The 14727-nt window shown below is 34.1% G+C and carries 16 protein-coding genes, 1 tRNA gene and 1 riboswitch; of the genes, 14 read left to right on the top strand and 3 right to left on the bottom strand.

Going from position 1 to position 14727, the window contains the following annotated elements; genetic code table 11:
• Positions 1-2: 2 nt before the first annotated feature.
• The 6 genes from ychF to BFS35_RS11445 all read left to right on the top strand — a co-directional run bounded on the left by ychF (position 3) and on the right by BFS35_RS11445 (position 3473).
• A complete protein-coding gene (ychF, locus tag BFS35_RS11470; RefSeq protein WP_099581626.1) occupies positions 3-1103 on the top strand; it encodes a redox-regulated ATPase YchF in 1101 nt (366 codons plus the stop codon).
• Between the two features lie 21 nt (positions 1104-1124).
• Positions 1125-1448: a hypothetical protein gene (locus tag BFS35_RS11465; protein ID WP_099581625.1), complete on the top strand. Its 324-nt coding sequence runs from the start codon at positions 1125-1127 to the stop codon at positions 1446-1448.
• 123 nt (positions 1449-1571) lie between these two features.
• Positions 1572-1862, top strand: coding sequence for a 30S ribosomal protein S6 (rpsF, locus tag BFS35_RS11460; protein WP_096077769.1), 291 nt, complete (start codon positions 1572-1574; stop codon positions 1860-1862).
• Between the two features lie 24 nt (positions 1863-1886).
• Positions 1887-2417, top strand: a complete 531-nt coding sequence (gene ssb, locus BFS35_RS11455) for a single-stranded DNA-binding protein (protein ID WP_099581623.1) — start codon at positions 1887-1889, stop codon at positions 2415-2417.
• A 33-nt stretch (positions 2418-2450) separates the two neighbouring features.
• The gene (gene rpsR / locus BFS35_RS11450; RefSeq protein WP_096077771.1) at positions 2451-2693 is read left to right on the top strand and encodes a 30S ribosomal protein S18; all 243 of its coding nucleotides are present in this window, start codon (positions 2451-2453) and stop codon (positions 2691-2693) included.
• A 231-nt stretch (positions 2694-2924) separates the two neighbouring features.
• Complete coding sequence (locus BFS35_RS11445) at positions 2925-3473, top strand: YfbU family protein (RefSeq protein WP_099581621.1); 549 nt, start codon at positions 2925-2927, stop codon at positions 3471-3473.
• Positions 3474-3527: 54 nt separating this feature from the next.
• Here BFS35_RS11445 and BFS35_RS11440 read toward each other — a convergent pair whose 3' ends face one another.
• Together BFS35_RS11440 and BFS35_RS11435 are read right to left on the bottom strand one after the other, a co-directional pair.
• Positions 3528-4136, bottom strand: a complete 609-nt coding sequence (locus BFS35_RS11440) for a GNAT family N-acetyltransferase (RefSeq protein WP_099581619.1) — start codon at positions 4134-4136, stop codon at positions 3528-3530.
• Between the two features lie 128 nt (positions 4137-4264).
• A complete protein-coding gene (locus BFS35_RS11435; RefSeq protein ID WP_240628434.1) occupies positions 4265-5221 on the bottom strand; it encodes a YsnF/AvaK domain-containing protein in 957 nt (318 codons plus the stop codon).
• Between the two features lie 359 nt (positions 5222-5580).
• A riboswitch (purine riboswitch) is annotated at positions 5581-5682 on the top strand.
• A gap of 98 nt (positions 5683-5780) precedes the next feature.
• Between BFS35_RS11435 and xpt the strand changes: the two genes are divergently transcribed.
• The 8 genes from xpt to BFS35_RS11395 all read left to right on the top strand — a co-directional run bounded on the left by xpt (position 5781) and on the right by BFS35_RS11395 (position 13903).
• Entirely contained in the window at positions 5781-6356 is a 576-nt protein-coding gene (gene xpt / locus BFS35_RS11430; RefSeq protein WP_099581617.1) for a xanthine phosphoribosyltransferase, read from the top strand.
• A gap of 1 nt (position 6357) precedes the next feature.
• The gene (locus BFS35_RS11425; protein WP_099581615.1) at positions 6358-7626 is read left to right on the top strand and encodes a nucleobase:cation symporter-2 family protein; all 1269 of its coding nucleotides are present in this window, start codon (positions 6358-6360) and stop codon (positions 7624-7626) included.
• Between the two features lie 44 nt (positions 7627-7670).
• Positions 7671-9140, top strand: coding sequence for an IMP dehydrogenase (gene guaB / locus BFS35_RS11420; protein ID WP_099581613.1), 1470 nt, complete (start codon positions 7671-7673; stop codon positions 9138-9140).
• A 63-nt stretch (positions 9141-9203) separates the two neighbouring features.
• Positions 9204-10745 (top strand): glutamine-hydrolyzing GMP synthase, encoded by a 1542-nt coding sequence (gene guaA, locus BFS35_RS11415; RefSeq protein WP_099581611.1) that lies wholly within the window; start codon positions 9204-9206, stop codon positions 10743-10745.
• 518 nt (positions 10746-11263) lie between these two features.
• The gene (locus tag BFS35_RS11410) at positions 11264-11632 is read left to right on the top strand and encodes a nuclear transport factor 2 family protein (protein ID WP_099581609.1); all 369 of its coding nucleotides are present in this window, start codon (positions 11264-11266) and stop codon (positions 11630-11632) included.
• A 73-nt stretch (positions 11633-11705) separates the two neighbouring features.
• Positions 11706-11798: transfer RNA gene (locus BFS35_RS11405), tRNA-Ser, on the top strand.
• 115 nt (positions 11799-11913) lie between these two features.
• Positions 11914-13011, top strand: a complete 1098-nt coding sequence (locus BFS35_RS11400; protein WP_099581607.1) for a dipeptide epimerase — start codon at positions 11914-11916, stop codon at positions 13009-13011.
• Complete coding sequence (locus tag BFS35_RS11395) at positions 12995-13903, top strand: C40 family peptidase (protein ID WP_099581605.1); 909 nt, start codon at positions 12995-12997, stop codon at positions 13901-13903. The genes BFS35_RS11400 and BFS35_RS11395 overlap by 17 nt, the downstream gene beginning before the upstream one ends.
• On the opposite strand, the gene BFS35_RS11390 is transcribed toward BFS35_RS11395, so the two are convergent.
• Positions 13882-14610 (bottom strand): serine hydrolase, encoded by a 729-nt coding sequence (locus tag BFS35_RS11390; RefSeq protein WP_099581603.1) that lies wholly within the window; start codon positions 14608-14610, stop codon positions 13882-13884. The two genes, BFS35_RS11395 and BFS35_RS11390, sit on opposite strands and share 22 nt — an antisense overlap.
• Positions 14611-14727 lie beyond the last annotated feature (117 nt).

The raw sequence follows: 14727 nt of genomic DNA, 5'->3' as shown, positions 1-14727 counted from the left end.
TTATGGCTTTAACAGCAGGAATTGTAGGATTACCAAACGTAGGAAAATCAACATTATTTAATGCAATTACGAAAGCAGGAGCACTTGCAGCGAACTATCCGTTTGCTACGATTGATCCTAACGTTGGTATCGTTGAAGTACCAGACGTACGTTTAGATAAGTTAACTGAATTAGTAACACCTAAAAAGACAGTACCAACAGCATTTGAATTTACTGATATCGCTGGTATCGTTAAAGGTGCTTCTAAAGGTGAAGGATTGGGAAACAAATTCTTATCTCATATCCGTGATGTTGACGCGATTTGTCAAGTTGTTCGTGCATTTGAAGATGAGAATATCACGCATGTATCAGGAACAGTAAATCCTGTGGATGATATTGAAGTTATTAACATGGAGTTAATCTTAGCAGACTTAGAATCTGTTGAGAAACGTTATACTCGTGTTCAGAAGATGGCAAAACAAAAAGATAAAGAAGCAATGGCTGAAGAATCAATCTTAGCAATTATTAAAGAAGCTTTAGAGAATGAACGTCCTGCAAGAAGTATCGAATTCTCTCCGGAGCAAGAGAAAATTGTTAAAGGCATGCACTTGTTAACTGCAAAGCCAATGTTATATGTAGCAAATGTATCTGAAGATGATTTAGTTGCAGGTGAAGAAAATGAACATGTAAAAGCAATTAAAGCATATGCTGATAATGAAGGTTCACAAGTAATTGTTATCAGTGCACGTATTGAAGAAGAATTAGCAGCATTAGATGAAGAAGATAAAAAAGAATATTTAGCAGATTTAGGTATTGAAGAATCTGGATTAGATAAATTGATTAAAGCTTCATATCATTTATTAGGTCTTGCTACTTACTTTACAGCTGGTGTACAAGAAGTGCGTGCGTGGACGTTTAAACGTGGTATGACTGCATCTCAATGTGCAGGCATCATTCATACTGACTTTGAACGTGGATTTATCAGAGCAGAAACTGTAAGCTATGATGATTTAATTGAACATAATGGTATGACTGCTGCAAAAGAAGCGGGTCGTGTACGTTTAGAAGGAAAAGATTATATCATGCAGGATGGCGACGTTGTTCATTTTAGATTTAACGTATAATTAAACAAACAGGAGCATAGCATGCAACCATTAAAACGAATCATATACTGTATCAAAGTTATTATTAAGTCTGAAGATAAAGTAAACCCGATATATCATGTTACATATCATTATTTAGTACAGGCAGTATCATTATCTGAACCGGTGAAACTAAATGATTCAATCTATAATAAAGTCTCATTTCCAAAGACTGCGATACGCTATTTAGACATTATCGAAACAGATGAAATAAATCCTGATGATTCAGATTATGAAGAATATGTATACCTGCATCGCACTGGTGATATTAAATTATTCTATTCAAAAGAAATGGTAACTTATCAGTTAAATGAAGTTCATCAGTAATTTATAAAACAAATGATTGATGAAAAAAGTAAACTATGCTATAATTCTCTATTGTGAGTAATGAAAATTATTCCTTGCTTTATTAAATAATAAAGCCGCATAGACCATAAGGAGGTGTAAAAGATGAGAAAATACGAAATTATGTATGTCGTACGTCCGAACATTGAGGAAGATGCTAAGAAAGCTTTAATCGAGCGTTTCGAAGAGATTCTTACTTCTAACGGAGCGGAAATCATCGAATCAAAGGATTGGGGTAAACGTCGTTTAGCTTACGAAATCAACGATTTTAAAGAAGGTTTCTACCAAATCGTTAAAGTAAACTCAACTGATGCTGCTACAAACGAATTCGATCGTTTAGCAAAAATCAACGATGACATTATCCGTCATATCGTTATACGCGAAGAAGAAAAATAAACCTAACATGTGGGGGCGATTTATTTGCTTAACCGAGTTGTATTAGTAGGTCGTTTAACAAAAGATCCAGAATACAGAGTCACACCATCAGGCGTGTCAGTAGCTACATTTACATTAGCAGTTAATCGCACATTTACAAATGCGCAAGGAGAGAGACAAGCTGATTTTATCAACTGTGTCGTTTTCCGTAAACAAGCAGAAAATGTGAATAACTTCTTAAACAAAGGTAGTTTAGCTGGGGTAGATGGCAGATTGCAATCACGTAGTTATGATAATCAAGAAGGCCGTAGAGTATATGTAACGGAAGTAATTTGTGATTCAGTACAGTTCTTAGAACCGAAGAATGCAAATCAAAACCGTTCAAATAATGACCCGAGTCAAGACTATTCTAGTTATGATCAAGGTGATTATGGACAACAATCTCAAGGGCAAAATTATCAATCAAATTATAATAACAACAATCAACAACAGTCTAATACATCAGCACCATCAACGAATCCATTTGCAAATGCAACTGGACCGATTGATATTAGTGATGATGATTTACCGTTCTAATAAAGAAAATTGTAAGTAAGGGAGGCAACAATCATGGCAGGTGGACCAAGAAGAGGCGGTCGTCGTCGTAAAAAGGTTTGTTATTTCACAGCAAACGGAATTACACATATCGACTATAAAGAAGTAGAAATGCTTAAAAAATTCATTTCTGAACGCGGTAAAATTTTACCACGTCGTGTAACAGGAACTTCAGCTAAATACCAACGTATGTTAACTGTAGCAATCAAACGTGCACGTCATATGGCATTATTACCATATGTTAAAGATGAACAATAAGATATAATTCATAAGCTGCAATCCATTAGGATTGCAGCTTATTTTTTATGTTTATCAAATATTCAAAAAATTTATATTTAATTCATATTTATTATAAAAATTTAATGTAAATCGTAGTGTCATTTTACAATTAAAATGTTGAAATTGTTATAAAAAGTAAATATAATAAATTTTGTAATTATTAATATCTTTTGATAATTACATAAAATTTAGGGAGGGAGGTTGAGCGATATGAACAATTGGCTGGATACAAATCATTCATTTGAATTGAATCCATTTAACCGATTGATTTTGTACAAAATCTATCAAATCTTAGAAAAGCTTGATCCACCAAATGCTGAAATGCATCGATTACATCAGAAGATTGTGAGAGATGGTCTTGACACTCAAAGTCATATTCTGCTGGAAGAACTGGCATTAGAATATGAAAAAATACCTTCTTATGTAACAGAATTTGTGGAAACAGTAATTTCTATGTATGCACATATGACAAAGTCATATATGGCACTTACAAAAAGTGAGATTGAAGTATTAAAAGAACATCCTTATTTTTCTTTCTTAGGATTTAATCTTAATGAAGAAACAGATTACGAGTTATACGCATTCTTTTATCTTCATGAAATGCGTCATTATGAAGGAAAGATAGATTTATCACTATTTAGCACGCTTCCAAAAAAACCGTTAAGCCTCAAAGCTTATCAAGGTATGTTAGATGTTTATGAGCATCATAAAATAAACTCGTACCTTTCATTTGAAGTGCTATGTAAAATATTAAAGTAGCTATACATAATCATAAAAATAAGAGATATATAGATGTTGTCTATATATCTCTTATTACATTTCAGCTAATAAATGATCGATTGTTTTAGGATCAATATTATTACATTGAATATATTTAACACGATAAATATGTTCGATTGCTGTTCGTGCCTCTGTTTTATTGCTTGTTTTTAAATACAAATTCATTGGTACAGGATTGTCTTCATGTAGACCGGGTTGATGATAATTGAAGTTTGTTTTTGAAAAGCCAAATTTCTTATAAAATGAGTCAAGGGGACTATTACCATCAGCATCTTTTTCACATTCGAGCATAATGTGTTCGAGTACAGTACCATTATTCTCACAAAGTTTCACCATAATATCTTCAGCCTCATCCATAAGCTGACGCGCTATTTGTTTACCACGTACTTCTGGATTTACGACAAGATATACGATGTAGCCAATACGATATGTTACTTCTAAATGGAATGCAATAAACCCATACAATGTATCATCCTCATAAGCAGCGATAAAATGATAACGTTCTTCATCTTTTCTTTTAACGTTAAAAGATTGTGTAAATACTTCAATAGGTTCTCTGATTTCATAATCAAATTCAGCATTATATAAATCCATACATTGCTGAAAATAATGATCCGGTTCTGTAAGATGTAAAAATTTCATTTTAATACTCCATTTACATTATTTAATATTCTCATTGTATCACTTCAGCTCATTTAAAGCACTTTTAGAAATTCTACATAAAAAAAGAAAAGCCCCGAAGGACTTTTCTAAAGATTTATATGTTGTAATTAACGACGGTCAGTTAAGTCGTTATCTAAATCGTTACGACGGTGTGCATTTGTATCGTCGATTTCAACTTCTTCACGACGAACTTCTTCTGAAACATGCTCAGTGTCAGTTACACGATTTTTCTTGATTAATAATTCTTCAGATACTACGTTTTCTTTTTCGATAGATACGCGTTCTTCAGTTAATGGAACACGGATAGTTTCTTCATCTAAATCATTATCGAAGTGACCATCAGCTGCAGTTTCGTTAACTTTACGACGTTCGATTGTAACTTCATCGTGAGATACTGGTACATCAAATTCTTGACGCTCAGATACTACATTTTTGTCGATTGTAACTTCACCAGATTGAACTACATCTTTGTTTACACGTAAACGTTCTTCGTGTAATTGGATTTTTTCGTCATCTGAAATGTCGTTACGATCTCTTAAATCACTATCTAAATAGTTTAAACGCTCTTCTCTTGATAAGTTGTTGTACTCTTCATAGCTTAATCCACTGTTATTGTAATTGTTATTGTTATTCATATTTACTACTTCCTCTCCATTGTTTAAGTTGTTTGTTCTGTGTAAATCTGCATGATCTGCATCTGAATCAGGATTTCCTACTAAGCCAGGTGTGTTATCGTTGTAGTAAGCATCGTTATCTACATAAAGTAGAATTTTTCCGCTGTCTACAGCATTATCATACTCTACACGTTCTGATTCACTTAATTCTAATTTGTCAAACACGCGATGTTGTGGGTCTTCTCCAGTGAAGAATGCTGCCACTTTATCACCGAAAGAACCTTCAGCATCTTTAAATTGTACATCTGTGTAATCTAAAGCTGAACCATCTAATTTGTTTTTAGAAATGACATGTAAGTCATGCTCTGCAATACCTTGTGATTTTAGTTGGTCGATTCTACGTAATAAACTTTCTTCATTTAAAAATGTTTCTAAGTTTCTCATTTTCATCGTACCTCCAAATTGTTTGTATTGTCGTTGCTTGATGACTGTTGTTTTGTTGTTATGCTAAATAGATACCCGTGAACTTAAAAGGTAAACACAAATAAAAAAGAATTTTTTCTAAATTTAGAGAATTAATAGAGACATATATATAGAAGAAAAGCATATTTTTTTCATAAAAAAAATTAAAAATCTTTTAAAAAATCTTAAGTTTTAGTGGGAATTTCATAGTAAACACGGTTATTATGGCCATTAAAAACATTAAATAAAATAACTAATTCAATATAAATACATACTGATTATTTTGAATAATGCGTCATTTTGAAGTGGTATTGCTAATTGCTTATAACTTTGATATTATCTATAAAATATTATAAATAAGAATAACTCATATAAATTAAAGGATATGGCTTTAGCGTTTCTACCACATTACCGTAAATGATGTGACTATGAGTAATAAAAGTTGTATTTATTTATATAAATACACGTATTACTCATCTTAAATTTTATTTAAGATGAGTTTTTTTTATATTCTTTTTCAATTTTTAATAAAGTGATGGAGGTCATTATGGAATTATTACAACAAAAAGTTAAAGAAGACGGTGTAGTAATTGATGGAGGAATACTAAAGGTTGATTCATTTTTAAATCATCAAATCGATGCAAAATTGATGCATGAAATTGGTAAGACGTTCTATGAAACGTACAAAGATGAGAACGTTACAAAAATCCTGACTATCGAAGCATCAGGTATTGCACCAGCCATTATGGCAGCATTGCATTTTGATGTTCCTTGTTTATTTGCAAAAAAGGCACAGCCTAGTACTCTAACAGAAGAAGTTTATCAGACTGATATTCATTCTTATACGAAGAATAAAACGAATCATGTTATTATCTCTAAAAAGTTTTTAAATGAAAATGACCGAGTATTAATCATTGATGATTTCTTAGCAAATGGTGAGGCGGCACTCGGATTATATGATTTAGTAGATCAAGCAGGGGCAAGTTGCGCGGGTGTTGGTATCGTAGTTGAAAAAAGCTTCCAAAAAGGATACCAAAGACTAATAGATAAAGGATTAAGTGTCACAAGTTTATGTAGAATCGCTTCTTTAGATAATAATCAAGTGACATTGGTAGGCGAATAAGATGAAAAATTTATTATTAAGTATTCAGCATTTGCTCGCAATGTATGCCGGTGCAATTATTGTTCCAATCATCGTCGGGCATGCATTAGGATTTAGTGCACAAGAAACGGCATATTTAGTTTCTGTCGATATCTTTATGTGTGGTGTTGCTACATTCCTTCAAGTATATAAAGGTATCGGGATTGGCTTACCTGTAGTACTTGGATGTACCTTTACTGCCGTAACCCCAATGATAATGGTAGGTTCAAAACACGGAATAGATGTCCTTTATGGATCACTCTTTGCTTCAGGGATTATTATCGTACTTATTTCACCGTTCTTTTCATACCTGGTAAAGATATTCCCGCCAGTAGTAACAGGTAGTGTTGTAACGATTATCGGTATTACGTTAATGCCGGTAGCGATGAATAACCTTGCTGGTGGACAAGGTAGTAAGAACTACGGTGCTCCGCTTAATATTTTGTTAGGTTTAATCACTTTAATCATTATATTAGTTATTCATAGATTATCTACTGGATTTATCCGTTCAATCGCGATATTACTCGGTTTAGTCATCGGTACAGTAATTGCTTCATTCTTTGGATTAGTAAATTTAAATGCCGTACATGAATCGAACTGGTTCGAATTACCGAAACCATTTAGATTTGCAGGATTTAAGTTTGAAATAGGTTCAATTTTATTATTTGTTATTGTAGGAATCGTCAGCTTAATTGAATCAACAGGGGTTTATTCAGCACTGAGTGAGATTACAAAAACAAAAATAGATAGAAAAGATATCTCTAAAGGCTATCGCGCAGAAGGGATTGCAATTGTATTAGGTTCTATCTTCAATGCATTTCCTTATACGGCATATTCACAAAACGTAGGACTCGTTTCATTATCAGGTGTGAAATCAAATAAAGTGATGTATGGCATGGTCGGTTTACTATTGTTATGTGGTTCTATTCCGAAACTTGGTGCAATTGCGACGATTATTCCGACATCTGTTCTAGGTGGGGCAATGATTGCCATGTTCGGTATGGTCATGGCATATGGTGTAAAGATGCTTGGTGCAATTGATTTCACAAGACAAGATAATCTGTTGATTATTGCAGTATCTGTCGGTATTGGATTAGGGATTACAACCGTTCCAGAAGCGTTCAGTAAGTTTGGTAGTGACTATGAATGGTTGACACAAAATGGAATTGTTATCGGTACATTTACTGCCATTATCCTTAATTTATTTTTTAACGGATTAAAAGATAAACAAATACGTGAAAATGTGAAATAATAGAACTACTAAAATTTTAAAAATATATGGAGGTCAAGTTAATTATGTGGGAAAACAAGTTTCAAAAAGAAGGTTTAACATTTGATGATGTATTATTAGTGCCAGGTCATTCAGAAGTATTACCACACACTGTAGATTTAAGCGTTTCTTTATCAGAGCGTTTAAACTTAAAGATTCCAGTGTTATCAGCAGGTATGGACACAGTTACAGAAGCAAAGATGGCAATTGCAATGGCGCGTCAAGGTGGTCTTGGTGTTATTCATAAGAATATGAGTATCGAACAACAAGCTGATGAAGTTCAAAAGGTTAAACGTTCAGAAAACGGTGTTATTACAAATCCATTCTATTTAACACCAGATGAGCAAGTATTCGCTGCAGAACATTTAATGGGTAAATACCGTATTTCAGGTGTGCCAATTGTGAATAGTGAAGAAGAGATGAAACTTGTAGGTATTTTAACGAACCGTGATTTACGCTTTATTGAAGATTATTCGATTAAAATTTCAGATGTTATGACAAGTGAAAATCTAGTAACTGCGCCAGTAGGAACAACATTAGAACAAGCTGAAAAAATGTTACAACAACATAAAATTGAAAAGTTACCGATTGTTGATGAAACAGGTCATTTAAAAGGTTTAATTACAATTAAAGATATCGAGAAAGTCATTGAATTCCCAAATGCTGCAAAAGATGAGCACGGCCGTTTATTAGTAGCAGCAGCGGTAGGTATTGCTAAAGACACGATTACACGTGCGACTAAACTTGTTGAAGCGGGAACTGATGCTTTAGTTATCGATACAGCACATGGTCATTCTAAAGGTGTACTAGAGATGGTTTCTGAACTTAAGAAGCATTTCCCTGAAGTAACATTAATCGCAGGTAACGTTGCCACAGCTGAAGGCACACGTGCATTAATCGAAGCAGGCGCGGATGTTGTTAAAGTTGGTATTGGACCAGGTTCAATTTGTACAACACGTGTTGTAGCTGGTGTTGGTGTACCACAAATTACTGCAATTTATGATGCAGCAACAGAAGCGAAGAAACATGGAAAAGCAATTATTGCAGATGGTGGTATTAAATTCTCTGGAGATATCGCGAAAGCATTAGCTGCCGGTGGACATGCAGTAATGTTAGGATCATTACTTGCAGGAACTACTGAATCACCTGGGGATACTGAAATCTTCCAGGGCCGTCAATACAAAGTATACCGTGGCATGGGGTCACTTGGCGCGATGGAAAAAGGTTCTAAAGACCGTTACTTCCAGGAAGATAAAGATGCGAAGAAATTTGTACCAGAAGGTATTGAAGGACGTATCGCGTATAAAGGTGCTTTACAGGACACTGTATACCAATTAATGGGCGGTTTAAGAAGCGGTATGGGTTATACTGGTTCAAAAGACTTAGAAGCTTTACGTGAAGAAGCAATGTTTATTCGTATGACAGGTGCTGGATTAATCGAAAGTCATCCACATGACGTTCAAATTACGAAAGAATCTCCAAACTATTCAATGTAAGAATATCTTCAAACGACAAATTACATTATAATAAACTTAACTTAACTAAAAGGAGAACAAACTATGGAAATGGCATTTGAACAGGAACTTATATTAGTTCTTGATTTTGGAAGTCAGTATAATCAGTTAATCACACGTCGTATACGTGAGATGGGTGTTTATTCAGAACTTCACGATCATGAAATTTCAATCGAAGAAATTAAGAAGATGAATCCAAAAGGTATTATTCTTTCTGGTGGACCAAATTCAGTTTATGAAGAAGGCTCATTTACAGTTGACCCTGAGATTTTTAATTTAGGTGTACCTGTATTAGGTATTTGTTATGGTATGCAGTTAATGACAAAATTATTAGGCGGAACTGTAGAACGTGCCAATGAACGTGAATACGGTAAAGCAATCATTACTGCAGAAACACACTCACTATTTACAAAATTACCAGAAGAACAAACTGTCTGGATGAGTCATAGTGATAAAGTAATTAATATTCCTGAAGGATTCAGAATGATCGCAAATTCTCCAAGTTGTAAATACGCAGCGATTGAGAATGCTGAGCGTAATTTATATGGTGTTCAATTCCATCCTGAAGTACGTCATTCAGAATATGGTAATGACTTATTACGTAACTTTATCCGTGAAATCTGTAAATGTACAGGTGAATGGACAATGGAAAACTTCATCGATATCGAAATCGAGAAGATCCGTGAAAAAGTTGGAGATAAAAAAGTATTATGTGCGATGAGTGGTGGCGTAGATTCATCAGTAGTTGCAGTATTAATCCATAAAGCAATTGGAGATCAGTTAACATGTATCTTCGTCGATCACGGTTTATTACGTAAAGGCGAAGGCGATATGGTTATGAAGCAGTTTGGTGAAGGATTCAACATGAATATTATTCGTGTTGATGCGAAAGAACGCTTTATGAGTAAATTAACAGGTGTATCTGATCCAGAACAAAAGCGTAAAATTATCGGTAATGAATTCGTATACGTATTTGATGATGAAGCATCGAAACTTGAAGGTGTGGATTTCTTAGCACAAGGTACACTTTATACAGATATCATTGAATCAGGTACAAAGACTGCACAAACGATTAAATCTCATCACAACGTGGGTGGATTACCGGAAGATATGCAGTTTGAGTTAATCGAACCGATTAATACATTATTTAAAGATGAAGTACGTGCGTTAGGTATTGAATTAGGAATCCCTGAACATTTAGTATGGCGTCAACCATTCCCTGGTCCGGGTCTTGGAATTCGTGTATTAGGTGAAATTACTGAAGAAAAGCTTGAAATCGTACGTGAATCTGATGCGATTTTAAGAGAAGTAATTGCTCAGGAAGGACTTGAAAGAGAAATCTGGCAATACTTCACTGTATTACCTGACATCCGTTCAGTAGGTGTTATGGGAGATTACAGAACGTATGACTATACAGTAGGTGTACGTGCCGTAACAAGTATCGATGGTATGACAAGTGACTTCGCTAGAATCGATTGGGAAGTACTTCAAAAAGTATCAAGCCGTATCGTAAACGAAGTAGCACACGTTAACCGTGTTGTTTATGATATTACATCTAAGCCTCCAAGTACAATTGAGTGGGAATAGAATAATAAATTTAAGAGACCTTACAGCCATAATGGTTGTGAGGTCTTTTTAGGCGTTTACCTAATGGTACTGTGATTAAAAAATACAATTAGTTCTGGAATCTGTAAGTATTTAAGCAGGTTGTTTTAATTATATTAAAAGGGGGTAAAGTGCATTATAGTCAATAATGACTGTAATGATAAAGTAATTTCAGCCAATCGTTATATTTATTAGAGGAGTGATTGAAATGAACGGTATCTTTAAAGTACTTGGTGCATCTGCAATTGCTTACGGTACAGTGTTATGTGCTGAAGCGATTAATGAAATTGCCACAGACATTCAAACAGAAGAATAATTATCTACAACTTAATATAATATGAGGATGGGATTTTAAATCTCATCCTTTTTTATATTATATTGCAGGCTTTCATATAAAGATTTTTTAAAAATTAAAAAAATTAAATGAAAACAAAATATATAGAGTAATATTAATTTATTCGGGGTATAGGAACGATAAAAGAAATGATTGGAGCGATGTTATGGATACTCCTGAACAAGAAGTTTATACAGTATATAAAAAATTGTATGAAGCGATGATTGAAAGAGACACTGATACAATTGATGGTTTATTGATGGATGGTAGTGTATTAGTGCATATGACAGGTGTCAGGCAGCCGAAAAGAGAATGGTTACGAGCGATAGAAGATGAGTCGATGAAATATTATTCTACAAAAGAAGAAAATATCGAAATTATATTAAAAGAGAAAAAAGCAACATTAGTAGCACAAAATAAAGTAGACGCAAGAATCTATGGCTCAAGAAATACATGGCCGCTTGAATTAACGATGAGTATGGTGAAATTTGAAAAGGATTGGAAGATTTCACACGTTGAAGCCTCTACATATTAATTTTTTTAATATTTCTTAGTAAATATTATTGACAGTATTATGAGTTTATTATAAGATTGATATTGTCTTATTTGGAGGAATACCCAAGTCCGGCTGAAGGGATCGGTCTTGAAAACCGACAGGGGCTTAACGGCTCGCGGGGGTTCGAATCCCTCTTCCTCCGCCATTATTTAGACTAATTACATCGTTTTATATATATTAAATGACTCAATTAATTTTGAGTCATTTTTTTATTTTCTGATATAATTATAGAATATTCAGAAAATTTATGGGGTGATGGGATGATTATTGAAGATATCGTTATTAAACGACAAATTTCAAAACTCAAAAAGCCGTTCAAAACTGCACTTCGTGAAACAGATGTGATTGAAAGTATCATTGTATTTATTAAAACTGATATTGGGGCGATAGGAGTAGGAGAAGCGGTACCTACTCCTGTTATTACCGGTGATACGGTTCAAAGTATTGTCGCAGCGATACAGTATTTAAGATCAAAACTCGTTGGACAAAAAGTATCAACAGACTTATTGCCAATTATCCAGACCGGTATTGTGAATAACACGAGTGCCAAAGCGGCACTGGACATGGCAATTTATGATTTGCTGGCAAAAGAAGCAAATTTACCGCTCTATCAATATTTAAACAAAGGTGCTAGTGCACATAAATTAACTACAAGTCATACTGTAAGTTTGAATGGTATAGGAGAAATGACGCATGATGCTGTTATGTATGCTGAAGAAAAATTCGAAGCTTTAAAAGTGAAGCTTGGTAATGATGTAGATCTAGATATGGCGAGGATACACGCTATTCGCGATGTAGTGCCAGATTTAAAGTTAGCGATTGATGCAAATCAGGGATGGAGTAAAGAGGATACTTTCCGTTTCATTGATTATTTAAAGCATGAACATATTGAAGTAGATTGTATTGAGCAGCCGATGTATAGAAAAGATTATTTAGAGATGTCTAATATAGCACAATCAAGTGATATACCCATTATGGCAGATGAAAGTTTGTTTGATGTCTATGATGCAGCGTTAATCTCAGAGCTTAGTAGTGTATCGTGGTTTAATATTAAGCTCATGAAGTCAGGAGGTATATACGGTGCACTTCAGATTCATCAAGTGGCACAAGCTAAAGGTATTCAGTGTATGCTTGGATCGATGATGGAGTCACATATAGCACTTACAGCAGCAATGCACTTAGCACTCGCGCTTAATATAGAAAAGATAGATTTTGATGCACCTTGTATGTTGAAAGAAAAAACAATCTCAGGCGGTATCACATATGATGGACCGAAAGTAAGTTTGAGTGAAGGAAACGGTTTAGGTATCGATAATGAAAAACTATTGGAGGCGTTAAGAGATGCAGAAAGTTTGTAAAGTACCGGTAAGTACAGTATGGCGTAGTATAGGTAAAGCTAGAGATATCGATTCTGAGGCAACGGATTATCCAGTAAACATTCAAAAGTGGTTACTCAAATTAAATTTAGAACAGAAATTATCGTTTTGTGATGATTCTAGAATTGATACGCAACTTTTGTACGGAGAACCGCTTGAAGTGATTGAAGAGAGTGATGAATGGTGTAAAGTTGTGTGTGTGGAACAAGCATCAGAAAGTGATAATCGTGGTTATCCTGGATTTATTCCAAAATCTCATATTGGTGAAATAGAAGTAACAGATAATATTCAATATGCACGTGTTATTGTGCCGAAGACATTAAGTTATAAAGAAGATATGCCTTTCTATGTGCTACCATTCAACACAACATTACCTATTAACTACATAGAAGATGACGATGTATATGTTAATAGTCCGGACGGTCAATTAAAACTAAAAAAAGATGCCGTCGCAATACAGCAACATAGGGTTCCTGAGCAGAACCCAAGTTTTCGCGAACTGTATCGAGCATCTTCAATGTATATTGATCTAGGTTACTTGTGGGGTGGCATGTCTAGTTACGGTTATGATTGTTCAGGTTTTGTTTATCATATGTATCGTCATGTTGGTTTTATCTTACCACGAGATGCGCATGAACAGTATTTAGCAACGAAAGCAATCGATAAACAAGATTTAATACCAGGAGACTTAGTATATTTCTCTAATGCTAAAGATATCGATAAAATATCGCATATCGGCATTTATATTGGCAACGGGTTTATGATTCATTCACCGAATACACCGAATGCAATTGAAGAAAGAACAATTGAATCTGGTTTATACTCAGATATATATGTGGGTGCAAGCCGAGTCTATGACTTTATTAATGATTGAAAGTATAAACCTAGGTCATGGAATGCCTGATGAATGAATTGAGCATCATCATGATCTGTTAAGACAACAAAGATAATTTCGTTGTCTTTAAATCTAACAATCCCTGCATCGTGATGCACATTATCGAAGTCACCTGTTTTTGTTCCAAATTCTATTGTTTCATCTGTTAAATACATCAAAGTCTTATCTTTTAAAAGTTGCTGTTTCATAATTTGAAACATCGCTTTAAATTGCTCATGCGATTTTATGAGTGACAGCGTTTGGAATATATCGTTTGCAGATGTAAAGTTATCATATCCAAGTGCACGACGCTCAGTATCCATCATCTTTCTTTGCAGTTTCGTATCACCAAGATTATTGCGCAGGAAATATGCATTTAAAAAATCCATACCAATCCATTCAATCAATGTATTTGTTGCACGATTATCACTCACAATAATCATTAACGTAACTAAATCGTGAACAGTATATTCAGTTTGTGATAAATAAGGCGTCACACCAGCACCTTCCACTTTTTCATCGATTGGAATGATTGTCTCTAAATCATGCAAACGCTGATCGAAGATATATAACATGATTGGTAATTTGATTAAACTTGCAGAGGGAAAAACCTGCTTCTCATTAGATTTGTACACTATTTCACCGTTCAATGACATTAAAGTGCTGCTGAAATTATTATGCTGCAATAATACTGGATTATTATCCATGTCATTCACATCTCCTTCGTTACTTGTATATCAATATCATACATCTATATCGGAATAAAATGTGTAAAAAAATAATATTTAAATAAAAATTTTAATGTTGAAAACCTTTTCAGAAAA

The organism is Macrococcoides goetzii (assembly GCF_002742385.2).
Lineage (GTDB): Bacteria > Bacillota > Bacilli > Staphylococcales > Staphylococcaceae > Macrococcoides > Macrococcoides goetzii.
Note: the sequence above shows the minus strand (reverse complement) of the source record. Positions and strands in the feature narration are given on the sequence as shown.